The 24,565-nt window shown below is 62.3% G+C and carries 26 protein-coding genes; 10 read left to right on the top strand and 16 right to left on the bottom strand.

Features of this window, described 5'->3' with window-relative positions:
* The 4 genes from IPU70_RS23085 to IPU70_RS23070 are packed head-to-tail and all read left to right on the top strand — an operon-like array spanning nucleotide 1 to nucleotide 3,897.
* On the top strand, nucleotides 1-1,122 hold the full coding sequence (locus IPU70_RS23085) for an ABC transporter ATP-binding protein (protein WP_207470667.1): 1,122 nt from the start codon (nucleotides 1-3) through the stop codon (nucleotides 1,120-1,122).
* An 11-nt stretch (nucleotides 1,123-1,133) separates the two neighbouring features.
* On the top strand, nucleotides 1,134-2,180 hold the full coding sequence (locus IPU70_RS23080; RefSeq protein WP_207470665.1) for an extracellular solute-binding protein: 1,047 nt from the start codon (nucleotides 1,134-1,136) through the stop codon (nucleotides 2,178-2,180).
* Between the two features lie 2 nt (nucleotides 2,181-2,182).
* On the top strand, nucleotides 2,183-3,037 hold the full coding sequence (locus IPU70_RS23075; protein WP_207470663.1) for an ABC transporter permease: 855 nt from the start codon (nucleotides 2,183-2,185) through the stop codon (nucleotides 3,035-3,037).
* Nucleotides 3,038-3,045: 8 nt separating this feature from the next.
* Nucleotides 3,046-3,897: an ABC transporter permease gene (locus IPU70_RS23070; RefSeq protein WP_207470661.1), complete on the top strand. Its 852-nt coding sequence runs from the start codon at nucleotides 3,046-3,048 to the stop codon at nucleotides 3,895-3,897.
* A 23-nt stretch (nucleotides 3,898-3,920) separates the two neighbouring features.
* Here the strand turns inward: IPU70_RS23070 and IPU70_RS23065 are convergent, their stop codons facing one another.
* Together IPU70_RS23065 and IPU70_RS23060 are read right to left on the bottom strand one after the other, a co-directional pair.
* Nucleotides 3,921-4,820, bottom strand: coding sequence for an arginase family protein (locus IPU70_RS23065; RefSeq protein ID WP_207470659.1), 900 nt, complete (start codon nucleotides 4,818-4,820; stop codon nucleotides 3,921-3,923).
* A gap of 149 nt (nucleotides 4,821-4,969) precedes the next feature.
* Entirely contained in the window at nucleotides 4,970-6,151 is a 1,182-nt protein-coding gene (locus IPU70_RS23060) for an MFS transporter (RefSeq protein ID WP_207470658.1), read from the bottom strand.
* A 389-nt stretch (nucleotides 6,152-6,540) separates the two neighbouring features.
* On the opposite strand from IPU70_RS23060, the gene IPU70_RS23055 reads away from it, so the two are divergent.
* Entirely contained in the window at nucleotides 6,541-7,710 is a 1,170-nt protein-coding gene (locus IPU70_RS23055; RefSeq protein ID WP_242702656.1) for a GGDEF domain-containing protein, read from the top strand.
* Between the two features lie 79 nt (nucleotides 7,711-7,789).
* Here the strand turns inward: IPU70_RS23055 and IPU70_RS23050 are convergent, their stop codons facing one another.
* From IPU70_RS23050 to IPU70_RS23030, 5 genes are all read right to left on the bottom strand, one after another.
* Nucleotides 7,790-8,899, bottom strand: a complete 1,110-nt coding sequence (locus IPU70_RS23050; RefSeq protein WP_207470644.1) for a PepSY domain-containing protein — start codon at nucleotides 8,897-8,899, stop codon at nucleotides 7,790-7,792.
* A 6-nt stretch (nucleotides 8,900-8,905) separates the two neighbouring features.
* Nucleotides 8,906-11,371, bottom strand: coding sequence for a TonB-dependent siderophore receptor (locus tag IPU70_RS23045; protein ID WP_207470642.1), 2,466 nt, complete (start codon nucleotides 11,369-11,371; stop codon nucleotides 8,906-8,908).
* Nucleotides 11,372-11,449: 78 nt separating this feature from the next.
* Entirely contained in the window at nucleotides 11,450-12,442 is a 993-nt protein-coding gene (locus IPU70_RS23040; RefSeq protein WP_207470640.1) for a FecR domain-containing protein, read from the bottom strand.
* A 22-nt stretch (nucleotides 12,443-12,464) separates the two neighbouring features.
* Complete coding sequence (locus IPU70_RS23035) at nucleotides 12,465-13,004, bottom strand: sigma-70 family RNA polymerase sigma factor (protein ID WP_207470638.1); 540 nt, start codon at nucleotides 13,002-13,004, stop codon at nucleotides 12,465-12,467.
* Nucleotides 13,005-13,129: 125 nt separating this feature from the next.
* Nucleotides 13,130-13,219: a hypothetical protein gene (locus IPU70_RS23030; RefSeq protein ID WP_207470636.1), complete on the bottom strand. Its 90-nt coding sequence runs from the start codon at nucleotides 13,217-13,219 to the stop codon at nucleotides 13,130-13,132.
* Between the two features lie 98 nt (nucleotides 13,220-13,317).
* Between IPU70_RS23030 and IPU70_RS23025 the strand changes: the two genes are divergently transcribed.
* From IPU70_RS23025 to IPU70_RS23010, 4 genes are all read left to right on the top strand, one after another.
* A complete protein-coding gene (locus IPU70_RS23025) occupies nucleotides 13,318-14,208 on the top strand; it encodes a LysR family transcriptional regulator (protein WP_207470634.1) in 891 nt (296 codons plus the stop codon).
* A gap of 300 nt (nucleotides 14,209-14,508) precedes the next feature.
* Complete coding sequence (locus IPU70_RS23020) at nucleotides 14,509-15,492, top strand: DUF1852 domain-containing protein (RefSeq protein ID WP_207470632.1); 984 nt, start codon at nucleotides 14,509-14,511, stop codon at nucleotides 15,490-15,492.
* Nucleotides 15,493-15,519: 27 nt separating this feature from the next.
* Complete coding sequence (locus IPU70_RS23015) at nucleotides 15,520-16,548, top strand: methionine synthase (protein WP_207470854.1); 1,029 nt, start codon at nucleotides 15,520-15,522, stop codon at nucleotides 16,546-16,548.
* Between the two features lie 74 nt (nucleotides 16,549-16,622).
* On the top strand, nucleotides 16,623-17,132 hold the full coding sequence (locus IPU70_RS23010) for a flavin reductase family protein (RefSeq protein WP_207470630.1): 510 nt from the start codon (nucleotides 16,623-16,625) through the stop codon (nucleotides 17,130-17,132).
* Nucleotides 17,133-17,310: 178 nt separating this feature from the next.
* Here the strand turns inward: IPU70_RS23010 and IPU70_RS23005 are convergent, their stop codons facing one another.
* The 9 genes from IPU70_RS23005 to IPU70_RS22965 all read right to left on the bottom strand — a co-directional run bounded on the left by IPU70_RS23005 (nucleotide 17,311) and on the right by IPU70_RS22965 (nucleotide 23,959).
* On the bottom strand, nucleotides 17,311-18,054 hold the full coding sequence (locus IPU70_RS23005; protein WP_371819050.1) for a 2OG-Fe(II) oxygenase: 744 nt from the start codon (nucleotides 18,052-18,054) through the stop codon (nucleotides 17,311-17,313).
* Nucleotides 18,051-18,389, bottom strand: coding sequence for an Ada metal-binding domain-containing protein (locus tag IPU70_RS23000; RefSeq protein WP_207470845.1), 339 nt, complete (start codon nucleotides 18,387-18,389; stop codon nucleotides 18,051-18,053). Before IPU70_RS23000 ends, IPU70_RS23005 begins: the two co-directional genes overlap by 4 nt.
* Nucleotides 18,379-19,083 carry a 2OG-Fe(II) oxygenase gene (locus IPU70_RS22995; RefSeq protein WP_207470628.1) on the bottom strand — a complete coding sequence of 235 codons (705 nt, stop codon included), beginning with the start codon at nucleotides 19,081-19,083 and terminating at the stop codon, nucleotides 18,379-18,381. Before IPU70_RS22995 ends, IPU70_RS23000 begins: the two co-directional genes overlap by 11 nt.
* Nucleotides 19,084-19,215: 132 nt before the next feature.
* The gene (locus tag IPU70_RS22990) at nucleotides 19,216-19,797 is read right to left on the bottom strand and encodes a methylated-DNA--[protein]-cysteine S-methyltransferase (protein WP_207470626.1); all 582 of its coding nucleotides are present in this window, start codon (nucleotides 19,795-19,797) and stop codon (nucleotides 19,216-19,218) included.
* 345 nt (nucleotides 19,798-20,142) lie between these two features.
* Nucleotides 20,143-20,610 carry an ester cyclase gene (locus IPU70_RS22985; protein WP_207470624.1) on the bottom strand — a complete coding sequence of 156 codons (468 nt, stop codon included), beginning with the start codon at nucleotides 20,608-20,610 and terminating at the stop codon, nucleotides 20,143-20,145.
* A 147-nt stretch (nucleotides 20,611-20,757) separates the two neighbouring features.
* On the bottom strand, nucleotides 20,758-20,985 hold the full coding sequence (locus tag IPU70_RS22980; RefSeq protein WP_242702654.1) for a hypothetical protein: 228 nt from the start codon (nucleotides 20,983-20,985) through the stop codon (nucleotides 20,758-20,760).
* Nucleotides 20,986-21,020: 35 nt separating this feature from the next.
* The gene (locus tag IPU70_RS22975; protein ID WP_242702653.1) at nucleotides 21,021-21,950 is read right to left on the bottom strand and encodes a DMT family transporter; all 930 of its coding nucleotides are present in this window, start codon (nucleotides 21,948-21,950) and stop codon (nucleotides 21,021-21,023) included.
* Between the two features lie 261 nt (nucleotides 21,951-22,211).
* Nucleotides 22,212-22,820 (bottom strand): hypothetical protein, encoded by a 609-nt coding sequence (locus IPU70_RS22970; RefSeq protein WP_207470622.1) that lies wholly within the window; start codon nucleotides 22,818-22,820, stop codon nucleotides 22,212-22,214.
* 161 nt (nucleotides 22,821-22,981) lie between these two features.
* Nucleotides 22,982-23,959, bottom strand: coding sequence for an alpha/beta fold hydrolase (locus IPU70_RS22965; protein ID WP_207470620.1), 978 nt, complete (start codon nucleotides 23,957-23,959; stop codon nucleotides 22,982-22,984).
* A gap of 72 nt (nucleotides 23,960-24,031) precedes the next feature.
* On the opposite strand from IPU70_RS22965, the gene IPU70_RS22960 reads away from it, so the two are divergent.
* Nucleotides 24,032-24,457: an Rrf2 family transcriptional regulator gene (locus IPU70_RS22960; RefSeq protein WP_207470613.1), complete on the top strand. Its 426-nt coding sequence runs from the start codon at nucleotides 24,032-24,034 to the stop codon at nucleotides 24,455-24,457.
* Nucleotides 24,458-24,565: the final 108 nt, after the last annotated feature.

Genomic DNA, 24,565 nt, shown 5'->3' with positions numbered 1-24,565 from the left:
ATGACAGCAATCACCATCGCGAAACTGTCTAAGCATTACGATGGCACGACCGCCTTGCGAGATTTGAATTTGCACGTGGAACAGGGGGAGTTCCTGACCATCCTCGGCCCAAGCGGCTCCGGCAAGAGCACTACGCTGGCCTTGATCGCCGGGCTTACGCTACCCAGCGAAGGAGCAATCTTCCTCGGCCCGCGCGACGTCACCCGACTCCCCCCTGCACAGCGCAACATCGGTCTCGTCTTTCAAAGCTATGCACTCTTTCCCCATTTGTCGGTGCGCGAGAATATCGCGTTTCCTTTGCGGATCCGGCACAACAATGCCGCCGCAATAGACAAGAAGGTGAAGGAAGTGCTCGCGTTGCTGCGCCTGGACGGTCTGCACAGCCGCCGGCCCGCGCAATTGTCCGGCGGGCAACAACAGCGCGTAGCGCTCGCTCGAGCCCTGGTCTTCCAGCCCGACATCCTGCTGCTGGACGAACCCATGGGAGCGTTGGACAAACAACTGCGCGAAGAGGTGCAGGTGGAATTGCGGCGGCTGCAGCGTTCTCTGGGCACGACAACCATCCTTGTTACCCACGACCAGGAAGAGGCATTGTCCATGTCCGACCGGGTGATGCTCCTTGCCGATGGCATGATGCAACAGGTTGGGTCGCCGCAAGAAATCTACACACGGCCAAGCAGTTCGTTTGTGGCCGGCTTTTTAGGAACAGCCAATTTCCTGCATGGCCGTCTTGCGACGCTAGGTTCCAAGTTCATTCTTGACCTTGGAGAAGGGGAAAGGCTTGTAGTCCATCCCTCGGGACAATCGCAACCGCCATCGGACGGCGATCTGGTGCAGGCGATCGTCCGGCCCGAACGGGCCACGCTATCCGCCCCATCCGCCGGGCACACGGGCCTCAGAGGGCGCGTCCTGGACATTGTTTATCTGGGGCAGTCCGTACGCTATCACGTCCAAACCCGCCAGGCGCGTCCATTCATAGTCGCCACCGGCGACGAACAAGTCCGGTTCGCTATCGGAGACCACGTCGCTCTCTCGTGGCCAGAAGATGCCGTCTGGCTGCTTCCGGCCAAACAACCCGCCGCAATAGCGCCTCCCCTTTCCGCTGTCACCCACCTGCACTAACGGAGTCCTTCATGGAACGTCGTACTTTCATCAAGTCGTCGCTGGCCACCATGGGTGCGTGCGTCACACCCGCCTTGGTGCATGCCGCAGCCTCAGCGTCGGGAACGGCCAAGTCCATCCGCATCATCGCGGCCGGGGGTCAGTCCGGCGAGGCGCTGCAAAAAGGCTACATTGATCCCTACACCGCGCGCACCGGCATCATGGTGCAACGGGAAGACACCACCGGAACGCCCCTGGGAAAACTGCGGGCGATGGTCGAATCCGGGCGCATCGACGCCGTGCTGCACGAAATCGGCGGCCCCGCCCTGGCCCAGGCCATGGCGCTTAACCTGCTTGCGCCCTTGGACTGGGCACAGATCGATCCCGCCGCGATGTTCCCCGAGGCCCGACACACACATGGCATGGGATATCAGTATTTCTCGGTCGCGTTGTCCGGACGGGCCGATGCCGCTCCGTTGGCCAATTGGAAGGATTTCTGGGATACAGCGAAGTTTCCGGGGTGGCGCTCATTGCCCGATATCCCGTACTACTCCCTACCCATCGCGCTGCTTGCCGATGGCGTGGCGCCCGATAGTCTCTATCCAATCGACTTCGATCGAGCCTTCGCCAGCCTGGAGCGGATCAAATCGCACGTACCGGTGTGGTGGTCCAGCGGAGCCCAACCCGCCCAATTGCTGTTGGATAACGAAGTCCGCTACGCCGCCTCCTATTCGGGCCGCGTCGCGGGGAACCCGAAGCTGCGGTTGGAATTCAATCAGGGGCTACTCAATATCGGTTACTTCGTCATGCCGCGAGGCGCTGCACCAGGCCAAGCCAGCGCCGCCTTTGGCCTGCTCCATCAGATGACGTTGCCCGCTTCCCAGGCGGAAGCAGCGAAGATCATTCCCTATACCGGCAACAGTCCCCACCTGGACAAGCTGCTCCCGCAGGACAAGCTGGCGCAGTTCCCGACGAGCCAGGCCAATCGGGAGGTACAAATCCTCCCCAATGAAGCATTCTGGGCCGCCCATGCCTCCGTGGTCGAAAAGCGGTGGCAGCTCTTCAAGCTGGGGCTCTGAACATGCACCCGACACCCAACCACGCTGCGCGGCAGCGCAGCAGCCGAGCGGAGCTGAAGCTGGTCGCACCATTGCTCATGCTGATGGTATTGGCTTTCAATCTACCGCTACTCGACACGCTAATCCGCAGCTTCGGCTGGCCAAATCCGACGCTGGCGCACTATGGCGAGCTGCTCGGCTCGCCGCTCTATCTGAAGGTCATTGCCAATACCTTCATCATCTCCGCGCTCGCCACGCTGGCCTGCATGGCGCTAGGCTATCCCTTGGCATACTGGATCAACGGTCTGACTCCCAGGGCACAGCTCTTCGCCCTTGCGCTCGTGGTCATCCCATTCTGGGTTAGCGTGCTCATCCGTACCTATGCCTGGATCATCCTGCTGGGCAACGCCGGCATCGTCAACGGCCTGTTGCAAGCTGGCGGTCTCATCGACGGTCCGATCGCATTCTTGTACAACCGCGGCGGCGTAACCCTCGGCGTGGTCAATGCCCTGCTGCCCTTTCTGGTACTGCCCCTGTACGCGGCAATGCGCAAAGTCGATCCAAGACTCCTGCATGCGGCGCGATCCCTGGGATCGACGGAATGGACGGCATTTTGGCGAATATTCTTGCCGCTGACTCTGCCCGCGCTCGCAGCGGGAGGGCTATTGGTGTTTCTGATGGCACTCGGCTTCTACGTCACACCCATGATTCTCGGCGGCGGACGCGTACCAATGTTGGTCAACATGCTTGATTTGCTGATCAACCGCATGCCCGACTGGAACCTGGCATCCGCCATTTCCATCGCTCTGCTGCTTGCCTGCCTGGCGCTGTACGCCACAAGCAGAAGACTTGGGCGACTCAATCTACGTTCGTCATGAGGTCTCCCATGTCGTCAAGGCTTCTAGTGGAAGAATCCAAGGCTATGCAGGACAGCAAGAGAATCCGCAAACCAGGTCCCGCCGTACTGGCCGTCTATGCATCTCTTGTCCTGTTCTTCATTTGCATTCCCGTCGCCATCGTGGTGCCGATGTCCTTCTCGAGTTCCAGCACCCTGGAGTTCCCTCCGCCTGGCTACTCGTTGCGATGGTACGAAGCATTCTTCGGCGACCCGCGATGGATCGAGGCACTCCGGAACTCCGTATTCATTGCACTGATTTCGAGCCTTATCGCTCTTTGCCTCGGCAGCGTCGCCGCATACGGACTGGTTCGCGGCAGGTTCCGTGGCCGGTCTCTACTCGAGTTGAATTTCGCGGCGCCCATGGTGGTACCGCACGTCATTACAGGCGTCGCACTCTATATCTTCTTTGCCAACATTGGCCTGCTCGGAACCATGGGCGGACTTGTTCTGGCGCACGCGGTCCTGGCCGCGCCCTATGTCGTACTGGTGGTGTCCACCGGTCTGGCCGCGCTCGATGTCCGCGTCGAGCAGGTCGCCTGCACACTTGGCGCATCGCGCGCAATTGTGCTTTGGCGGGTGGTCGCGCCAAACATGGCTCCCAATCTATTCGCTGCCTGGCTATTCGCTTTCATGATCAGCTTTGACGAAATCACTGTCACGATTTTTCTAGCCGGGACGCACGACACGATACCCAAGCGCATGTTCACTCAGCTTCTCGAACGCATAGATCCCACCATTACCGCCGTGGCGACGATGCTGGTCGCGGTTTCCATCCTTATGGTGGCAGCAATTGCCGCTCTGATGCGACGCCCGAAATTAGCGCGCAGCAGCACTGGGTAGAGGTTGCGTTGCGGCATCCATGTTTACACCGACGACACTGCCGTTCCGAGGGCTACGGCCAGCAAATCGGCCAGGCCGCGCCCGGCGCTGCCATCTTCATCGAGATGCGGATTGTAGATAGTGATCTCAAGGCCGACGGCCTTGCGGCTCGACAGGGCGATCCGCAGCGCGGCCGTCAGCTCTTCCCACGACAAGCCGCCAGGCACGCGAAAATCGACGGCCGGCATGATGGCGTCGTCTAGACAGTCTGCGTCAAGGTGGATAAAGAAACCGTCCAGCTCCGCTCGCGTCAGGTGATCGACTGCCTGGCGCGCAGCAGCCTCGATGCCCATCGAACGCACTGCGGGGAGATCAAGCGTCTTGAGCGTTTCGGGAAGAGGCTGGCTCCCATACTCCTTTTGGTCCTCGTGATCGCGATACGCGAACGCCACAACGTCTTCAGGTCGGACCAAAGGACCGCGCCCTTCGATGTCGGTCAATAGCGGCGGACCGTAGCCGGTAACGAAGGCAAGGTCCATCGAGGCGCCTTCCCCGTTGGGTTCCGCCTCGGGCTGGAAAAAATCGGCGTTGCCGTCGATGAAAAACAGACCGTAGCGGCCGCGCCTGCGAAACGCGAGCATGGAACCCAGCAGGATTGTGCAATCGCCGCCCAACAGAACCGGAAACTCGCCCGCGTCAAGCACCGCTTCCACCGCGTCGGCGAGCTTGGGCGACCACGCCGCAATGGCCTTGGCGTTCAGGGTGCCGGTATCAGGATCGGGCGTCGGATCCTTGGGAGGCACAGCCAATCTCCCGCCGCGACGTGCATGGATACGTTCAGCAAGGCCGTGCGCCAGGAGCTGACCCGGCAGGCGCTCCACACCGTCGGTCGCCAAGCCTAGCGTGGAAGGGGCTTCGAGGATTGCATAGGAGAGAGTCGGCATCAGCGCCTCCGTGGGCGGCTATTCCGCAGAAAAATATGCTGCCAGACTACAAATTACGGCGCGAAAGCTCAATCTGGCACCCTATCTTCCGCTGTCCTGCCGGGACGCGGACGGTTCCCATCAAGAGTGCGAGGCCTGGAGCAAGGCGCTCAAGCCTGCGCGTTACGCGGCAGCCAGCGCCAGAATACGCCGGCCGCCACCAGGCCCAGCGTGCCGACGCCGAACGATGCGCCGCCGAGCGACACCAGGGCGGTCAGCACCGACAGCGCCACCGGTCCGCCGCTCGAGCCGAGGTCGGCCATGAAACGCCAGATGCCGAGAAACTGCGTGCGCGCGCCCGCCGGCGCGGCGTCGGCGCCCAGTGTCATCACGATGCCCGATCCGATGCCGTTGCCGAAGCCCAGCAGCGCCGACGCCAGGATGAAGCTCGCCACTCCGTCCGTGAGCGGAATCGCCATCAGGCTCAGTCCCATCAGCAGCGTGCAAGGCAGCGCCACCCACAGACGGCCGCGCTGATCCATTACTTTGCCCGCCGGATAAAACACCGACATGTCGACTGCGGCGACCAGCCCGTAAATGAGCGAGGTGGTGGTAGCGTCGAGACCCAAATGGTCTGCCCACAGGGGTATCACCACCTGGCGCGACGCGCGTAGCGCGCTGATCAGCATCACGCCCACACCCAGCGTGGCATACACGCCGCGATGGTCGCGCGCGACCTCGCCCATGCGCACGCGCCGCGCACCCGCGCCCGCACCGCCCGAGGGCTCGATGTCGGGTGCCTTGATGGCGATGAGTCCCGCGCCAAGCATGGCGCATATCGCAATCCAATAGGCCCCGTCGAGCCCCAGGAAATGGATCAGCGCCGCGCCCGCGAAGGGGCCGAAAAAGGTACCGATCCGTGTCGTACCGCCGAGCGTGGACAGGGCGCGCGCCCGGTACGCCAGCGGCACGACCTCTATCATGTAGCTCTGGCGTGCCAACTGAAACACCGACTGCGCGCACCCCTGCATCAACATGGCCAGCGCCAGCACCCAGAGATTGGGCACGCCGATGACGAGCAGCAAGCCGATCACGCTCAACGCGGCCGCGCCGACCATGGCGCGCTTCTCGCCGAAGCGATGGGTGATCAGCGCGGACGGAATGTTGGAAAGCAGCGAGCCGACCCCGATAAGGGCGGCTATCAGGCCGGCAGTGGCCATCGACGCTCCCTGGTCGCGCGCGGTGAGCGCAATCACGGGAAGAATGGCGCCGTTGCTGATGCCATAGAGCAGCGACGGGCCGAACGCCGGCACGGCGATCTGCTTCAGATTGAACGAATCGGATTGCGACATGACAGGAGAATGAGAGATCGGCCGCCTGCCCGCCGCCTTGCCCCTGCGCGCGGGACCGGTCCGGCGGCCATCGGCGCGGGATGCCGAAAGTGTAGCTGGAGCCCCTCGCGCCCGGCTGTCGGCCAGCTGACAGCCGCCACGTCCCTCCCTGGCCGATCCGCATCCGGCGAACAGCCGCTTTCGCTTCCCGGCGAAGACGGCCGCTTCGATTGACAATCCTTGACTGTTAAGTCCTGGCGATACATTGCGACACACTGTAATCTTTTCCGACACAACTCGTGTCGGTCGGGCATGCGCTGGACTTTCGCCTTCGCCCCATTCTGTTCCACGTATTCGCCTGTCCAATGCCCGCAACTCTCCTTGAATGGTCCGTACCCGCGGCGATCCTGATGTGCGCCATCGGACTCAGCGCCGCACGCTTCATTGGCTTCCATACGCTCCGGTGGGGCTGCGCCCTGGCGTGCCTGGGCGCGGGCTACGCCATCATGCTCATGCAGGCCAGCGCGCTTTCCCCTTACAAACAGGTCGTCGAGGATGCTTTCATCCTGGGCGGCGTGATCCTGGCCTGCCGCGCCCTCATGAGCCGGCGCCGCAGCCAGATTCCGCCCTACTTCGATGGTGCGGTCCTGCTTGCCTCGACGGCAATGGTAGTCGTCTCGGTCGTGCTGTTTGCCAGCGCAAAACTGGAGACGTTCTTCGTGCAGGCCTGTTGCGCGCTCGTGACCTGGAGGGCCACGATGTCCTTCGCCAGGCAGGCGGTGACGACTTCGGACAGGGTGCTCACCGCCGCGTTCCTCTTCATCTCGCTCGTGCTGACGGGCCAGTGCATTCTGTACATTGCCACCCCGATACCTCCGCTCGCAACGGGCGAATGGAGAACGTCCGTCTGGGGCATCCTGATCCAATACACCGGACTGCTCGGGAGCATAGTCCTGACCTTCGCGGTCTTTATCGCGACGAGCTACGACGCCATAGAGAAATACCGTCGCCATGCTCATACCGACGCCTTGACGGGCCTGCTGAACCGACAAGGACTCGATAGCCTGCTGGCCTCCGTTTCCGGCCGCCTGTTCCCGGATGCGGCGACGCCGGCCGCCCTGATCATGGCCGATATCGACAACTTCAAGCGCATTAACGACGTTTTCGGCCACCCGTTTGGCGACACGGTGCTGGCGCGATTCGGCGCCCTGCTCAGGCCGCAGGCAGACGCCCACATTCATGCCGCCCGGCTGGGAGGAGAGGAGTTCCTGCTGCTGCTGCCCGCGGCAAACCTGGAGGGTGCCACCGCCATCGCCGAGGAGATCCGTGCCAGTTTCGTGGCGCAGCGCTGGGTACCGCAAGCGCCAAATTCGCGTTTCACCGCCAGCATGGGGGTCACCCTCCTGCAAGCAGGAGAACCTTTCGCCAGCGCGTTGAAGCGCGCAGACGACCTGCTCTACGCGGCAAAGCGACGCGGACGAAACTGCACGGTTGCGGGTGATGCGCCGGCCATTGCCGGACATGGCCTGCGCGTGGCTGGCGACAACCTGGGCAGTGAAAATTGTTGCGCAAAAATATGAAACCGGTGGCACTGTCCACCGTGGGTAAGCGCCTGGAAATAAAACGCACCGCACGCCGCCTTGGTCTGCGGTGCGCTGATTACTTCGCCATGTACTTTCTGCGCCAAAGATAAAGCCCGCTGAGCAGGACCGCGATGGCCACGAGGTCGAGCACAGCCCATATGATTTTCAACGGCAACCCGCCGTAATCGCCGAAATGCAACGGCTGCGACAGGAACAGCATGCGCGTGTACCACGGCATATCTTCCATCGCCGTCAATACCCCAGTCTCCGCGTCCACCAGGGCAGGCTTGAGCAAGCGGGAACCGATAGGCGTCGCGCCCCGCAGGAAGACCGCGTAATGGCGCGTACTGCTGAAGGCCGAACCGGGGAAAAACACCGCGGCCACCTTCATATCGGGTGCGGCGCGCAAGACCGTGTCAACGGCTGCATCAATCGACGCCAGTCGCTGCGGCGGCCCCTGCCCATCCTGGCGGGCGCTGTTCACCATGTCCGCCAGTTGATGGGTGCGCCAGAGCGCGGCCAGCGGATCGTGCAGGCTATTGATGATGCCGGTCAGCGCAATGACCAACATCCAGGCCGCTGTCGCAATGCCCAGGAAATTGTGCAGATCGAGCCAACGGATACGGGAGCCGCGGTCGCGGCGGACGCTGCCAAAAGACAGCTTGCGCATGAACGGGCCATACAGCGCAATGCCGGACACCATCGCAACGGCAAGCAGCAGGCCCATTGCGCCCAGGAACAACGTGCCCGGCAGGCCGGCGTACAGATCGGTATGCAAGCGGCGGACCGTTTCCATGGCGCCTTCGCTGCGCGGCGGGGGCAATTCGACCGGACGCCCGTCCAGCAGGGAATGGAACTGCCGCTGCACCGCCTCTGCGCCCTGCGCATCCGTCTTGCGCAAAATCACCAGTAGCGCGGGCGCGTCTGGCGTGAAACCAAGCGAGTCGACCCGGCTGCCTGGCTGGACCGCCAGCGCATCGGCCACGATCTGGTCCAGCGATGGCGCCGGCGTTCCAGGCGCGCGCGCTGGAAATTCCGGATGCGCGCCCATCGCCGCTTCGATCTCGTCATGGAACACGAGCGGCAGGCCGGTCAGGCAAAGCAGGAGCAACCACAGCGTCGCGGCCAGACTGGACCATTTGTGCACGGCGCTCCAACGCCGGAGATCGCTGCGGGGCGACGTCATGGCGGCTTACCAGCGATAGTTGAAGGTCGCCAGCACTGTCCGCCCCACGCCCTGCGTGCAACCTTGCCCCGTAGTGCACTGGGTCAGGTAGTACTTGTCCGTCAGGTTGGTAACGCCCAGCGATACCCGCGCGCCGCGCAGCGACTGGCTGGCACGGCCCAGGTCATAGTGCAGATTGAGGTCGACCAGCGTGTAATCGGGTGTCCTGGTCCGATTCGTGGTGTCGTACGTGCTGCCTACATAGCGGACGCCTGCGCCCAAGCCCAATCCCTGCAACGTGCCTTCCTGCAAGGTGTAGTCGGTCCATAGCGAAGCCTGATGCGACGGCGTGCCGGCCAAGCGGTTGCCGACCTCGCCCGCCCGATTGCTCTTCGTCACCTTGTCGTCCAGGTAGGTGTACGAGGCCAGCACGGTCCACGCCCGGCTCAGCGCGGTTCGCGCTTCCAGCTCCAGGCCGCGCACCTGCACCTCGCCGGTCTGCACGCTGAAGCCCAGGGAATCCAGGGCGGGATCCGGATCCGGCGTCAGCACGTTGCGCTGGCGGATCTGGAAGAGCGACGCGGTCAGCAGGCTGTCCGTACCCGGGGGCTGGTACTTGACCCCGACTTCATATTGCTCACCCTTGGTCGGCTTGAATGGCGTGCCGGAGAAATCGCTGCCGCCAGTGGGTTCGAACGAGGTCGCGTAGCTTGCGTAAGGCGCGACACCGTTGTCGAACAGGTAATTCAGGCCCACCCGCCCGGTCGTGGCTTCATCGCGCTGTGTCGTCGTGATGCCGGTGCGGCGGTTATCCACCGTGCTGTCGGCCCAGTCATGACGGCCGCTCAGCATCAGGCTCCACTTGCCCCAGGTGACGGTGTCCTGCGCATACGCGCCCAGTTGCCGGTCCTCGCCGAACTGGCTGACGAAGTTGTCATACGGAGGATTGGCGATGTCGCGGCCGTACACCGGGTGATAGACGTTGATCGGCGGCGCGCTGCCACGCCCGACGATGTAGTGGCTGCTTTCCTTGCGATAGTCGAACCCGACCACCGTCGCGTGCGAGAGCGGCCCCGTGTTGAAGCGGGACTCCAACTGATTGTCCAGCGTGAATACGTCGACGCCGGCGTCGATGCGCAGCGCCGCGCGGTTCAGCGTCTGGTTGTCGGGCAACAGCTCGCCAATCCGGTTCAAGGCCCGCAGATCCACCGAGGTCTCGTTGTAGCGGAGATTCTGGCGGAATGTGAACGCGTCATTGAAGCGATGCTCGAATGCGTAGCCCACCGAACCCTGGTCACGCTTGAGGCGATCGAAATCAGGTTCGCCCAGATAGCGATGCATGGGAATCCTGCCGTTGGGATTCCACGTCAAGGTGCCGGAAGTCGGCAAATAGTTGAAGCCCGTCTTGCCGCCCCACTCCGATTGGTAATTGGCCAGCAGGGTCAAGGAGGTGTCCGGCGTCAGCTTCCAGGTCAATGCCGGCGCGATATAGCTGCGGTTGTTTTCGATGTAGTCCACCTGCGTGCCGGCCTCGCGCACGAGGCCGGTCAGGCGATACAGGAATTTCCCATCATCATCGACTGGCCCTCCCAGGTCGAGCGCCAATTGGGCGCGATCGAAACTGCCCGTCTGCACCTCCACTTCACGCAAGGTCTCGGCGGTGGGACGCTTGCTGACCATGTTGATCAGGCCCCCCGGACCGCTCTGACCGTACAAGGCCGATGACGGCCCTTTCAGCACCTCGATGCGCTCCAGGCCGTAGGGCTCCATGACGGCGCTGGCCCAGCCGGTCGCCACGCTGCCGAACGGCAGGCGGGTGCCGTCCAGGAAAAAGGCGGGCCGGAAACCGCGCACCTGGGTGTAGATGTCGAACTGCGAGCTGGCGCCGTAGGTCTCCGCCAGCACGCCGGGCGTATAGCGCAGGGCCTGGCTGACGCTCTGCGCGCCCTGGTCCCGCATCTGATCCGCGGTGATCACGTTGATCGTCTGCGGAATCCTGAGGATGGGCATGTCGGTTTTGGTTCCCGACAGGGTGCGCGTCGCCAGATACCCGTCCACCGGACCGGTCGCGGTCTGCGCAAGCCCGCTGACTTCGACGGCGGACAACACCGCCACGGGCGGCGCCCCTTGTGGATTGGTTTCCAGCACGAAGGCGCCTTGCGCATTGCGGGTCGCGCGCAAGCCCGTCCCGTTCAGCAAGACGGCCAGCCCTTGCACCGGCGTGTAGCGGCCCTTTAGCCCAGAACTGCTGCGGTTGCGCGCCAAGTCTCCGGAACCCGCCAGGACGATGCCGGACTGGGCGACAAAGATGGGCAGGACCGTTGTGAGCGGTCCGGCGGCGATCTGGTAATGGCGCGTCTCGTCGGCCGCGGCCGGCTGGGCATGGACAGCCGCCGCGAATAGCAGGCTGCCCAGCATGGCGGTCCGCGACAGCGCGATGCCTGGCTGACGCGCATGTGCGCGGGAACGGCAGCGCCGGGGGAAAGGACGCATTTTTCAAGACCTCGGATCGATGGCACAAGTACGGATTCATCTTGTGTATCGAGCCAGCCCGGAATTCCGGAACTGCGGTTACAAATTATCCCGCCGGGCCGCCGGACGCAGTTCCACGGCCGTCCACCACGGCAGTGTCCGCTTCACCGTGATGGGCAGCACGCTTTCCAGCAGTGAAAGCGTCTGATCCGGGTCACGCAAGGGAAAGCCGCCCACAACCCGCAGACGGGCTGCCTCTGGCGAGACGCTGAGATGTCCAGGCATGTAGCGCCCCAACTCTTCCAGCAGCGCGCCCAAGGGAATATCGTCAGCCAGCAATACGCCGCTGGCCCAGACCTCGCGGGCCCGGCTGGCGGGCTCGAGCCGCCAACTGCCCTCCCGTCCAAAAGTAAGCTGCTCGCCTGCGCCAACGACCTGGCTGCGGCTGCCTGCTTCCAACGCGACGCGGCCGTCATACACGGCGAGATAGCTTGCGTCGTCGCCCAGAGCCACGGTGAAACGCGTGCCCAGCGCCGTCATGCGGCCGTGCCCGGCCTGTACCACGAAGCGGCGGACGGCGTCGTGGGCGGTTTCGATCAGGATTTCTCCCGCCACCAGTTCCAGCAGCCGCAGATCCGCCGAATAGCTGACATTGACTGCGCTGGCGGTGTTGAGCCACACGCGCGTGCCGTCCGGCAGGGAAATTTCCCGCACTTCGCCGGTGCTGGTCCGGTGCTGCGCCATGGCGGCGAGCGTGAGGCGGCGCAGCGGCGTGTGCTGCCATCCCGCCCAGGCCAGCCACCCGCCGCAAGCCACGGCAAGACCGCCCAGCACCTGGCGGCGCCGTTGCCGCTGGCGCACGGCCTTGAGCGCCTGCACCGTCGCGGGATCGGACGTTCCACCCTGCATGGGCGCGAACCGCCGGCTGACATCTTCCACATAGCGCCAGGCAACACGGTGTTCTTCGTGTTGCTCCAGCCAGGCCTGCCACAGCCGCTGGTCTTGCTCGGGATGCGGACTGGAGCGCAAGGCCGCGAACCATTCCGCCGCCTGCTCCAGGGCTTCATGCGTGGGGACCGCCCGCGTCTTCATTGCGCTCTCGTCGCCGGTGGTTTCAGGAACACGCGGCAAGCGCTTGCGCCGCCTGGACTTCAAGCGATACGCAATGCAGCATGGCCTGCGCCACGTACTTGCGCACCATGCGGTCGGAAACCTGCAATTCCGCGGCGATTTCCCGGTCGCTCATGCCATAGGCCATCGCCATGAGAAAGGCTTCGGCGGCGCGCCACGGCAAGCGCGCCAGCATCGCATCGATCTCGCACAAGGTCTCGATAACGATGGCATGGTGTTCCGCCGACGGCTGCACCGCCTGCGGGCGCTCCGCCTGCGCGGCAAGCCAGGCCTGCTCGATCTCGCGCCGGCGCCAGAGATCAACGCACAAGCCGCGCGCCATCGTGCTGAGATAAGCCCGTTCGCCATCGAAGCCATCGAACTCGCGCGGGCGCGACAACAACCGGAGAAACGCGTCCTGCGCCAGGTCAGCCGCGTCCGCGGCGTTGCCCAGCCGGCCGCGCAGCCAGCCATAGAGCCAGCCGTGGTGGTTGCGGTACAGCACCTGCAGCCGCTGCGCCGCGGTCGAGTCGGCAGCACCCATGGTGTCGATCTCAAAAGAGAATAGGAATGGATTGCATTTTATTCCAACTCTCAAAACCGGCGCCCGCGCCCGCGCGGCTGATGTGCTGGCCGTCAGCGCAAGAGCCCCCGGGACGAACGTTCAAATCAAGCCGGGCAGGCCCAGTTCCAATATTCGGTGGCGGTAGTGAGCCCGGGGACGATGTACTGGTAGTTGGTGTCGAACCATTTGGTCATTTCACCGGCGAACTCTTGAATTGGCGCATCGTAAGACTCGGAAAATGATGAAGTAAAATGGTGTTATCTCAATAACCCATGAATTTTGATCATCGATTATGCTTGATCGCATCCATTTATCCATCGTGCAGGAGGTGGAAAAGCAAGGCTCGCTGACCGCCGCCGCCGGCGTCCTGCACGTGACGCAGTCGGCTTTGAGCCACAGCATGAAGAAGTTGGAGCAGCAGCTGGGCACCGACATCTGGCTGCGTGAAGGCCGCAGCCTGAGACTCACGCAAGCCGGTCAATACCTGCTGGCGGTGGCCAACCGGGTGTTGCCGCAACTGACCCTGGCCGAAGAGCGTCTGCGTCAGTTCGCCCAGGGAGAGCGTGGATCACTGCGCATCGGCATGGAATGCCATCCTTGCTATCAGTGGCTGCTGAAGATTGTCTCCCCGTATCTGGCGGCCTGGCCGGATGTGGACGTGGATGTGAAGCAGAAATTCCAGTTCGGGGGCATCGGAGCGCTGTTCGGCTACGAAATCGACCTGCTGGTCACACCCGATCCGCTGAATAAGCCCGGGCTCCTGTTCGAGCCCGTATTCGACTACGAGCAAGTGCTGGTCGTCGCCAGCGGCCATCCTCTTGCCAAAGAGGAGTACGTCACGCCCAAACAGCTTGCCAACGAAGTGCTGGTGGCCTACCCGGTACCGGTCGACAGGCTCGACATCTACAACATGTTCCTGACGCCCGCCGGCATCACACCCAAGCGCCACAAGGCCATCGAGACGACCGACATCATGCTGCAGATGGTCGCCAGCGGCCGTGGGGTGGCGGCATTGCCACGCTGGCTGGTGCTGGAATACGCGGACACGATGGATGTGGTGCCAGTCCGGCTGGGCAAGAAAGGCATCGCCAAGCATATCTATCTGGGCGCTCGCGAGGCGGACGTGGGTATCGATTACCTGCGTGCCTTTGTCGAACAAGCGAAAAGGCCTGCCCTGGTTTGATTCCTTGTGGCGGCGTCTGCCCGCTACACGGCACCCGGCATCGCCTGGAAGGCGGCCGGGCACGCATTCCAGGGCGGTGGGTCAAATCCGCGAGCAGAACGGCACGCCCGTCGCCTCATGAATACGGCTAATGGATTGATGAAATCAATTCACTTTTATTCATGGATCGCCCAACATAAACTACGCCCCCTATATTGTCAGTGTCAAGACTGCTGAATAAAAACACGGAAAAAAGAGCGGCTCTGGACAGGCAAGAATCAGGCGCGGGTTTTATTTCAAGAATCAGGGCGGTACATCACCATGAGTACAGATTTCACATTTGCCATCAAGAGCATTTGTTTCGATGAAGACTATCGTCCTTCGGACAATACGCGGATCACAACCAACTTTGCCAATTTGGCCAGAGGCACAAGCCGCCAGGAGAACCTGCGCAATACGCTCAGGATGATCGACAATCGTTTCAATGCCTTGGCGCATTGGGATAATCCCAAGGGCGATCGTTATAGCGTCGGCCTTGAGATCATTTCGGTCGAAATGAACATTGACGGCGCAGGCGGCGACCATGCCCTCCCTTTGATTGAAATATTGAAGACCAGCATTGTTGATCGAAAGACCAGCGAACGCATCGAGGGCATCGTAGGGAATAACTTTTCCTCCTACGTGCGAGATTATGACTTCAGCGTGCTGCTGCTCGAGCACACCCGGAACCAGCCCAGCTTCAGCACTCCGGAAAATTTTGGCGACCTGCACGGGAAGCTGTTCAAGTGCTTTGTGAATTCAAGCACTTACAAAGACCATTTCAAGAAGCCGCCCGTCATATGCCTGAGCGTTTCGAGCAGCAAGATCTATCACCGGACTGAAAATCAGCACCCTGTATTGGGCGTCGAATACCAGCAAGATGAATATTCGCTGACAGACGAATATTTCAAGAAAATGGGGATGAAGGTTCGCTACTTCATGCCTCCGAACAGTGCCGCGCCTTTGGCTTTTTATTTTTCCGGCGATTTGCTGAGCGATTACACCAATCTTGAGCTCATCAGCACCATCAGCACGATGGATACCTTCCAAAAGATTTACCGGCCCGAGATTTACAACGCGAATTCCGCAGCGGGAAAATCCTATCAACCCAGCTTGAAGCACCAGGATTATTCGTTGACCCGGATTGTCTACGATCGCGAGGAACGCAGCCAGCTGGCTATCGAGCAAGGAAGGTTTGTCGAGGAACACTTTATCAAACCATACCAGGCGATTCTCGAGCAGTGGTCCGCCAACTACCCTCTTTGACCAGTCGAACACACCATGGCATCCAACGTGAAAAAACTGTTACCCACCTCAACTGCCGGCAGCCTGCCTAAACCCTCCTGGCTTGCCGAACCCGAGAAACTCTGGTCACCCTGGAAATTGCAAGACCAAGGACTGATCGAGGGCAAGCACGACGCCTTGCGTTTGTCTCTGCAAGAACAGCAGCATGCAGGCATCGATATCGTCAGCGACGGCGAACAAACGCGCCAACATTTCGTGACGACGTTCATTGAGCACTTGGACGGCGTTGATTTCGAGAACCGCAAGACCGTCAGGATTCGTGATCGCTATGATGCGAGCGTGCCGACGGTCGTGGGCGCCGTGGCTCGCCGCAAGCCCGTGTTTGTCGAAGATGCCAAGTTCTTGCGCCAGCAGACCAGGCAACCGATCAAATGGGCTTTGCCGGGTCCCATGACGATGATCGATACGCTCTACGACAGCCACTACCAAAGCCGTGAAAAACTCGCTTGGGAATTCGCCAAGATTCTCAATCAGGAAGCCAAGGAGTTGGAGGCTGCTGGCGTCGATATCATCCAGTTTGACGAGCCCGCGTTCAATGTTTTCTTTGACGAGGTGAATGATTGGGGCGTCGCCACCCTGGAAAGAGCCATTGAAGGCCTCAAGTGCGAGACTGCTGTCCATATTTGCTATGGCTATGGCATCAAAGCCAATACGGACTGGAAAAAGACGCTGGGATCAGAGTGGCGGCAATACGAAGAGGCTTTTCCCAAGCTGCAAAAATCCAATATCGACATAGTCTCGCTGGAATGCCAGAACTCTCGCGTTCCAATGGATCTGATCGAACTCATTCGCGGGAAAAAAGTGATGGTAGGCGCCATTGACGTGGCGACCGATACCATCGAGACGCCCGAGGAAGTCGCCAATACCCTGCGAAAGGCACTTCAGTTCGTCGATGCCGACAAGCTCTATCCTTGCACCAACTGCGGCATGGCGCCCTTGTCCCGTTCCGTCGCCAGAGGCAAGCTGAGCGCTTTGAGCGCAGGCGCAGAAATCGTCCGCAAAGAACTCTCGAACTGATTCCGGGGCGGAAAATGGTCGTCGCGAACTGATCGCGACGACCACGACCGGACAGCCAAGCTTCAGACCCAACCATGTCACTTTCCAGTACTGCGATCGAGCCATTGCGCTTTCGCGAAGCTCTCGGGCACTACGCGTCCGGCATCACGGTGATTGCATCGCACATCGCAGGCGAGCCGATCGGCTTCACCTGCCAGTCGTTCCATAGCGTGTCGATGAGTCCGCCGCTGGTGTCGTTCAGCGTGATGTCCAGTTCGGCCAGTTATCCCAAGATTCGCCAGGCAGGTCGGTTCGTAGTCAATATCCTGTCGGATGAGCAAGTCAGGATTTCCAACCAATTCGCTCAGCGGGGCACGGACAAGTGGCGCGAAGTCGAGTGGCGGGAATCGCCGCTGGGTAATCCGATCATTGCAGGCAGCCTGCACTGGCTTGATTGCGAGATTTACGCCGAACACGCCGCAGGCGATCACCTGATCGTGATTGGCGAAGTGAAAGCGATGAACCGGCAAGAAACTGCTGCTACGCAGCCATTGCTGTATTTCAAAGGGCAGTATCGCAACATCGCCGCGCATGGCGCGGTTTGAGGATTTATCTCCACTGTCCGCTATTGCGCCTCAATCAATCGGGCGCCTTGCCATGTCCGTGCATGTTCCCGGTGCCCGCGCCGAATCCCCGCTCGCTGCAACGGCGCCATCCATGGCAGGTCAAAGGTAGACGGTGGCATGGCGTTGCGGAAAAAAGCGCTTGCGCGGTCCCGCAGCACTACGTCGCGTCGTGAAAGATGATGCCCAGCGTATGTCGGTTTCCGCGATGCAAGCGGCTGACCCCGTGGCGCAGGCTTGCTCTATAAACCCCTCGCGATGAACGCACGGGTCGATGGTTGACGGCGAGCACCACGGCATCGCCCTGGCGCAGTGGCACCACATCTGCACGGCCGGGCCGCCTCGGGTTGCTTTCCGTCAGCAGCAATTCGCCGCCCTCGAAGTCGCGTCCCGGCTCATCGAGCAAGAAAATGGCTTGGAACGGAAAAACATGATCGCCGTACAGATCCTGGTGCAGGCAGCAATAGTCACCCGCCTGATACCGCAACAGCAGCGGCGTCGGCCGCCGCTGGCCGGCGGCATGGCAGACGTCCCGAAACTCGTCATGGGTCGCGGGAAAGCGCTCATCAATCCGCATGGCCGCATGCCAGCGGTTGGCAATGGGCGCCAGCCGCGGATAGAGCGCTTGCCGCAAGCGTGCGACCACGTCCGGCAGCGGATAGTCGAAATACTTGTACTCGCCTCTGCCGAAGGCATAGCGTTCCATCACGACGCGGCTGCGAAAACGCTGCTCCTGGAAAAAAAGGTCCACAAGCTCATTGCACAGCCCGGACGTTAACAGTCCAGGGAGGACCGCGTAGCCGTCGGCCCCCAGAGCGTCTTCGACGGCGGGCCAATTGGCTGCCGCGATCCGGTCCTCGGGCAGGCTATCCCTGTCCGCGTACATCGACATCAGTGCGCTCATGAGCGTGCCTCCTGCTTTGTTCCGCCAGCCTTCCTGGCCGGGCGGGTACTCTTCCAGATCGCGTGCGCCTGCGGCATGCAAACAGCGCACGGCCTGTAACCGGCGGCAATGGCAACGGCCTCATCGGAAAAAAAGACGCGATATTTCACATAGCCGCCACGGGCGATGGCCTGCAGGGCCGCCCGGCAATCCAGTCTGCCGTACAGTTTGCCGCCACGATGTCCACCGAACCTGCCCGGGACGAGGCTGACGTGTGGCTTCCCGTCAGGCCCCAACAGCGTGTATGCCTTGTTCAACGTCGACACGAATGGCTCCCCGGCTGCATCAGGGCGCATCATGAAACGACAGTTCCAGGCCGTTCCGCTCGCCCATGCGCACGCGGCTGATGGCGTGCTTGAGGTTGACCCGGTAGTAGCCCTTGGCCCCCTTGAAGGGCCGTTCCGCCGTGGCGATGATGGCGACGTCACCGAGCTTCAGCGGTAGCACCGTCGGGCGTGACTGCATGCGCGGGCGCTGCTCGGTCAGCACGAATTCGCCTCCCTGGAAGTCGGCGCCTGGCTCGGATAACAACGCAATGATCTGCAGCGGGAAGACCTGACTCCCTTCAATGCGTTGATGCAAGGAGACATGATCTTCGACGCCTAGACGTACCAGGCAGGACTGCGCGCGCATCTGGCCGGCGTCGCGGTTGTGGCGCAAGTACTCATCCAGCTCGTCCGGATAGCGGTGTGCGACGCCCAGGATCTCCTGCCAGCGATTGGCGATGGGCGCGAGGCGCCGGTAGAAACCCGAGCGCCAGTTCTGCAGCGGAGCCGGCATGGCCTTGTCGAAATAGAACAGCTCGCCGCGGCCGAGTTCAGCGGATTCCAGCGTGACCCGGCGGGAGTCACCCGCAGAAACCGAATGCGCCAGGCCGCGCGCCGAGCTCGCATCGAGCAGACCGGGCAGCAGGGCATAGCCGTCGGCATCGAGTTGCGCGCGTAGCGCCTCCCAGTCCAGCCGGTCCAGCAAGATATCAAATGTGGTCACGAACCGTCTCCCGATCAATCGCTCAATTCACGACGCAGCTGCACGCACAAAGGCTGAGTCCGGCAGACGGCGCGCGGCATCCAGGCTAGGCACCACGCCGTCCAACTCGGCGTGTCGCAATGCTCCCGGTGCTCATGTCCCAACCTCTGCAAGCTGGACGGCCGACTCCATGGCGAGCAGTGCGCGTTTGCGCTCGACGCCCCAACGATATCCGGAGACGGAGCCGTCCCTGCGGACCACGCGATGGCAAGGAATGGCGATGGCCAACACATTGGCCGCGCAGGCGCCGGCCACGGCACGAACCGCCTCGGGTACGCCGAGATCGCGCGCCACGTCACCGTAACTGCGGGTCTTGCCTGCCGGAATGCCGCACAACGCCTGCCATACCTTTTGCTCGAACGCAGTGCCGCCTATGTCGAGGTTGATCACGCCTTCAGCCGTATCCTTGTCGATGAACGCAATCACCTGGCTGAGTTCGCGAGTCAAGGCGGCCTGGTCCGCCTGCAACGCGGTGCCGGGAAATGCAGACGCGAGCTGGCCACGCAGCGCCTCGGCGTCCTCGCCCAAGAAAATCGCGCAAATACCGCGCTGACTGCGACCTACGACCACCAGGCCCAGCACCGTATTTCCGATGGCGAAGCGGATTGGGCCTTCTACGTGACACCCCGGAGCGCGGAAGTGGTACTTGAATGTGAAATCCGTACGGGTTTGCATGGCAACCTCTTTAGTCAATACATAGGGTCAGTGTAGAAATACGCGGCCTGCTTGAAACTCCGATCTTTGCGGTCGAATTCGTTGCATCAATCAATGGAACGACCGGCCTGACTCCCTTGTGCTCGATCAGGACCTCGTCGGCCACAACGCCGGCGGTACAGAAGTCGCAATTTTCCTTGGCTTGCCTGAGGAGATTGAGGCGCCTCACCTGGAAGAGATTCAAGTTTCCGCGCGTCGGGACCAAATGGAAAAAAAGCGGCCCGCGTTATTGCGGGCCGCTCAACGGCACGGCGGATGGACGTTGCTGCGCAGAGACGCCCAGTGCCGCGTCTTATCTGTTTGCGCTCAGGCGTCGCCATTCTGAGCAGCCGGCTTGATCAGGCCGAGCTGCGTCAGCGCTGCTACGCCATCATCCAGACCGCGCTCTTCCACGATCTTGCCGTCGATCACCTTCAGCACCGTGGTGCCGGTGAAGCGCATCTTGCGGCCGGTCGCGGCAGGCAAGCCACCAATGAGGAAATCGTCGTGCGCCGGCCCGGTATGCGTACCGCCGCCTTCCCATTGACCGACCACGTAGTCGCCTTCAGCGATAAGATCCGCAGTTCCCCAGAAATTGAGGTCGGGGAACGCCTTGCGGAAATCCGTCATGAAGGCGCGGATATCCTCCCGGCCGCGACGCGGTTCATGCAGCGAGTATTGCAGCAGCATATCGGGCGCCGCGATTTCATCAATGACGGCCAGATTGGGGTTCTTTCCCCAGAATTCGGTGAACCAGCGGCCGACTACAGCCTTGTTTTGCTCTTCCTTGCTCATGATGAGATCCTCACAGTAGTTTTAGCAAGGTCATCGCACATGCTCGACAACCTGAGCAGCAGAATAGGAAATCAGCGCAGTCTTTAAACTCTGATTCTTGCTGTATGGATGTCAGTCAATCGCTTCGACAGCGACGCAGGTTGGAGATCAGCGCAGCAGGAACGTCGCGTGGGGATCTTCGGGGTCGCCGCTGTCGCGCCCGGCGTGCCAGAGGAAATGCAGCGCCGCGTCGCGGTGCATGGCTAGGGCATGAGCGATCGAGCGGGCCTGCGCCAGCAAGGGCGCCGCCGCCCGTGGATCAGCTGCGAGCAGCATCACGCGCAGCCGGCCACCGTCGGCAATCGCGCAGTCCAGCCAGGTTTCCTGGGCCGGCATGTTGTCGTGGGTATAGGGCTGCGTGGGAGGGCCGGCTATCGGCGCGGTCGCGCCTCGACGCGACGCCGGCCGACGTGCATGATCGCCATGCCCGAGATCGCGAGGGCGGCGCCGATGAACAGATTCGCGGGGGTGGCTTCGCCCAGCCAGAGGCTGGAGAACAGCACGCCGAATACCGGCACCAGCGTGATGTAGCCGGAGGCCGCGCCAGCGCCCAGCATCTTCACGCCGTCGAAATACCAGGCATAGGCGATCGCGGTCGCCCCGAACGCCAGGGCCAGCAGGCTGCCCCAGGCGCTGGCGGGCGCCTGCGCCAGTTTCGCCCAGGCGGGAACGCCTTCCACGATCAGGCTGGTCAGCAGCAGCATCAGCGCGCCGATCACGGTGGTGACCGTAGTGGCGGTCAGGGCGTCCACGCCTTTGAGCACCAGCCGACCGATCAAGGTGTACGCCACCCAGCAAGCCACGCAGCCGAGCAGCAGCAGTTCTCCGATGCCTACGCTGGAGCCGGCTGCGGCTTGTGAACCCACGCCGCCGATGGCGATATACGCGCCGATGGCCGACAGGACCATGCCGGCCAGGATGGCGAAGTTGAGGTGTTCGCGGAACAGGATCGCGGCCAGCAGCAGGGTCGCACCGGGGTTCAGCGTCACCACGATCGCGGCCTTGCCGGCCGGCACCAGCTGCAGGCTCAACATGAAGAAGCTGGAGTAGCCGAAGACGCCCGCCAGCGCCGCGGCGGCCAAGCCGAGCCATTGATTGAACGTCAGAGCCTTCAGGCCCCGCAGCGCCGAGGCGCGATGCATCCACAGGACCAGCGCCACACTGGCAAACAGGAATCGCAGGCTGGCTGCGGCCAGTGGGGCCATCGACTGGGCGACGACCTTGCCCCAGGACCAGGACGCGCCCCAGAGCGCTGCCATGCCAACCAGGCGCAGGTGCGTGGCCATCAATGTATTCTTCATGTGTGCTTCAAAAGTGGGCCGCGGTGGTCGCGCGAGGCGACGGTGCAAACGCAACGCATCGAGATTGCCCGTCCCTGGCAGCCGTCCATGCGCAGCGGGATTTTAGCTGGCAGCGCGCCATGCAATCATAGGGTCATGGCCGGCTGGTCTTCGATCCGGAAGAACAGGGCACGCGGCCCCATGATGCCCGCCCCGTTCAGCCAACCCGCGTTGCAAGGCTTCTCGGTTGGCGCCGGCGTGCTCGCCTGCCGTCACTACCATTCAGCCCCGCCGGCCAAACAGCATCGTCAATCCGAACAAGGCTCCCAGCCCGCCGACGATAGCCAACGACATCGATGGTTCGCGCAAGCTCAGTGCCATGATTGCCGAACCCGCCCCCAGCACGGTAATCAACAAGCCCACCAGGCGCCCCCCAGTGGAACCATGGAAATGCTTGCGGCGCGCCGCCTGCGTACCTGCCGGCTGGCGCTTTTGCCACGCCGCCAACGCCTGCTCGAACTCGCGCAGCAGACGTTCACGCCTGGGCAGGTCCACCGCGCTGACCAGTAACGTCGGCAGGCCGGGGCGGACCAGCTTGAGATAGTCGTCAGTGCCCCAGCTGGACAACTGGGCGAAGGCGACGGGAGAGCGGCGCGAAAACTCCAGCCCCTCGGCCGTCACCCTGACGGTATTGCGAGTGGGATAGCCCTTGAACGCCACCAGCGGCGGCACCAGCAATCCCAGCAACGCCAGCACGGCCGCCAGGCCGATCGGCCCGCGGTTGAACACCACCAACATGAAACTGCCCGCCGCCAAGGCGAAGGCCAACGGCACCGACAACTGGTGCCATCGGGTATAAACCGACGCCTGGATCTCTCCGCTGCCAGTCATGTTTGAGCCAATTGCATACGACTTCCTCCGGAATGATGCGCGAGTGACGATCAGAGTGTAATCATGCGCGTCGACGCGCGCCCTGCCGGGATGCGGCGGCTCAGGTCAGGATTCGCAGACGCAGTTTCAACGCGATATTGCAATATGGCTCCTTCGCACGGTCAAAGGCTCCTCAGGAAATCGACGAGCGCCTTGTTGACTGCCTCGGGGGCTTCCTGTTGCAACCAATGCCCCGCGCCGGGAATGACTTCAGTGGCGCGCAGTTGAGGAACGAGGGCCGGCATGGCCGCGATGATCTGATCCATGCCGGGAATCGCCAGGCCAGTATCCCTTTCCCCTACGAGATAGAGCGCAGGCACATCCACCGTCTTTCCCTCCAAAGCCCCCTGTAGCGCCCAATTGCGGTCTAGATTCCGGTAATAGTTGAGACCGCCACGAAAGCCGCTGGTGGCGTAGCTTCGGGCAAAGGTGGCCAGATCCGACGGAGTCAGCCAGGCCGGCAACGTCTGGGGGACAGGCAGCGAATAGAGCAGGCCCCGGCCAGCGGCGACCATGCCAAACGGATTGGGCGTGCCGGGGTCGTCACGCGGCCCGGCGTCGCCCGATGCCGCGAAGTAGATGGCGCGAAGGGTCGCGCTGATGTCGCGCTCGAATTCCCCTTCAGCAACTCCCGGCTCGTTGAAGTAATGCGTGTAAAACGCGGCGGACTCGGTTTTGGGGAAGAGGCGGCTGGGCGCAACCGGCGCTCTGCGCATCATAGGAACGCCCAGGGCGACGACGGCCCGAAAGCGGTCCGGACGCAGTTGGGCTGCCTGCCATGCAATGCTGGCACCCCAATCGCCCCCAACGATCACCGCATCATCGGCTCCCTCACTTTCGACAAGCGCGACCAAGTCGCCAATGACATCCAATGTCGTGAACGCCGCCACATCCGTCGGACTGTCGCTGCCACCATAACCGCGCAAATCCGGCGCCACGCCGCGGAATCCCGCCCGGGCCAGGGCTGGAAGCTGGTGGCGCCAGGCATAGGCGGTCTCGGGGAAACCGTGGCACAGCACGACGAGAGGGCCTTCGCCCTGGGCCGTCACATTGAGCGTGATGCCGTTGACGGTCACATCGCGTGTTTCAAGGTCGATCATCGGGGTAGCTCTCAGGAAGTATCCGGTGCAGCTATAATACCGTAACTTTTATAGTTACGGTAAATCGATCCCATGGCCAATGACACCCGCCTTGCCCGTCTGCTGCACGTCTTGATCCACATGCATTTGCGCGGCGGCACGACCACTTCTGGAACGCTGGCCAAAATGCTGCATACGAATGAGGTGGTAGTGCGCCGATCCATGGCGGCGCTGCGCACCGCCGGCATGGTGACCTCCACGGGCGGGCGCAACGGCGGCTGGGTACTGGCCAGGGGACTGGAAACCATCACCGCGCGCGATGTCCATGAAGCCATCGCCCATGGCACGGTCTTTGCCATCGGGCCGGCTGGCGACAATCCTGCTTGCCCCGTCGAACGAGCAGCGAACCAATTAGTGGCGGATTCCCTGCGCGAAGGCGAGCACGCCTTGCTGCAACGCCTGGGCGCGGCTTCGCTTTCCGAGCTTGCCGCAGAGATTGCGGCGCGCGAGGAAGGATGATCTCGTAGAGTTGAATGAGCTTCAACACCCGCACAGGCGCCGCATTTGGCGTGGATGCTGGCCTGTATCCGCGCTCAGTCTCCGGATAGCGCCAAACTCAGTCCCAAC

The sequence above is a fragment of the Achromobacter sp. SD115 genome (genome assembly GCF_017355315.1).
GTDB classification, from domain to species: Bacteria; Pseudomonadota; Gammaproteobacteria; order Burkholderiales; family Burkholderiaceae_B; genus Achromobacter; species Achromobacter xylosoxidans_B.
This window is presented reverse-complemented; position numbering and strand designations above follow the sequence as displayed.

Bases quoted from the DNA above. Each gene is read 5' to 3' on its own strand.
- IPU70_RS23085 (WP_207470667.1), top strand. From the start codon at position 1: ATGACAGCAATCACCATCGCGAAACTGTCTAAGCATTACGATGGCACG.
- IPU70_RS23080 (WP_207470665.1), top strand. From the start codon at position 1,134: ATGGAACGTCGTACTTTCATCAAGTCGTCGCTGGCCACCATGGGTGCG.
- IPU70_RS23075 (WP_207470663.1), top strand. From the start codon at position 2,183: ATGCACCCGACACCCAACCACGCTGCGCGGCAGCGCAGCAGCCGAGCG.
- IPU70_RS23070 (WP_207470661.1), top strand. From the start codon at position 3,046: ATGTCGTCAAGGCTTCTAGTGGAAGAATCCAAGGCTATGCAGGACAGC.
- IPU70_RS23065 (WP_207470659.1), bottom strand. From the start codon at position 4,820: ATGCCGACTCTCTCCTATGCAATCCTCGAAGCCCCTTCCACGCTAGGC.
- IPU70_RS23060 (WP_207470658.1), bottom strand. From the start codon at position 6,151: ATGTCGCAATCCGATTCGTTCAATCTGAAGCAGATCGCCGTGCCGGCG.
- IPU70_RS23055 (WP_242702656.1), top strand. From the start codon at position 6,541: ATGTGCGCCATCGGACTCAGCGCCGCACGCTTCATTGGCTTCCATACG.
- IPU70_RS23050 (WP_207470644.1), bottom strand. From the start codon at position 8,899: ATGACGTCGCCCCGCAGCGATCTCCGGCGTTGGAGCGCCGTGCACAAA.
- IPU70_RS23045 (WP_207470642.1), bottom strand. From the start codon at position 11,371: ATGCGTCCTTTCCCCCGGCGCTGCCGTTCCCGCGCACATGCGCGTCAG.
- IPU70_RS23040 (WP_207470640.1), bottom strand. From the start codon at position 12,442: ATGAAGACGCGGGCGGTCCCCACGCATGAAGCCCTGGAGCAGGCGGCG.
- IPU70_RS23035 (WP_207470638.1), bottom strand. From the start codon at position 13,004: ATGGGTGCTGCCGACTCGACCGCGGCGCAGCGGCTGCAGGTGCTGTAC.
- IPU70_RS23030 (WP_207470636.1), bottom strand. From the start codon at position 13,219: ATGACCAAATGGTTCGACACCAACTACCAGTACATCGTCCCCGGGCTC.
- IPU70_RS23025 (WP_207470634.1), top strand. From the start codon at position 13,318: ATGCTTGATCGCATCCATTTATCCATCGTGCAGGAGGTGGAAAAGCAA.
- IPU70_RS23020 (WP_207470632.1), top strand. From the start codon at position 14,509: ATGAGTACAGATTTCACATTTGCCATCAAGAGCATTTGTTTCGATGAA.
- IPU70_RS23010 (WP_207470630.1), top strand. From the start codon at position 16,623: ATGTCACTTTCCAGTACTGCGATCGAGCCATTGCGCTTTCGCGAAGCT.
- IPU70_RS23005 (WP_371819050.1), bottom strand. From the start codon at position 18,054: ATGAGCGCACTGATGTCGATGTACGCGGACAGGGATAGCCTGCCCGAG.
- IPU70_RS23000 (WP_207470845.1), bottom strand. From the start codon at position 18,389: ATGCGCCCTGATGCAGCCGGGGAGCCATTCGTGTCGACGTTGAACAAG.
- IPU70_RS22990 (WP_207470626.1), bottom strand. From the start codon at position 19,797: ATGCAAACCCGTACGGATTTCACATTCAAGTACCACTTCCGCGCTCCG.
- IPU70_RS22985 (WP_207470624.1), bottom strand. From the start codon at position 20,610: ATGAGCAAGGAAGAGCAAAACAAGGCTGTAGTCGGCCGCTGGTTCACC.
- IPU70_RS22980 (WP_242702654.1), bottom strand. From the start codon at position 20,985: ATGCCGGCCCAGGAAACCTGGCTGGACTGCGCGATTGCCGACGGTGGC.
- IPU70_RS22975 (WP_242702653.1), bottom strand. From the start codon at position 21,950: ATGAAGAATACATTGATGGCCACGCACCTGCGCCTGGTTGGCATGGCA.
- IPU70_RS22970 (WP_207470622.1), bottom strand. From the start codon at position 22,820: ATGACTGGCAGCGGAGAGATCCAGGCGTCGGTTTATACCCGATGGCAC.
- IPU70_RS22965 (WP_207470620.1), bottom strand. From the start codon at position 23,959: ATGATCGACCTTGAAACACGCGATGTGACCGTCAACGGCATCACGCTC.
- IPU70_RS22960 (WP_207470613.1), top strand. From the start codon at position 24,032: ATGGCCAATGACACCCGCCTTGCCCGTCTGCTGCACGTCTTGATCCAC.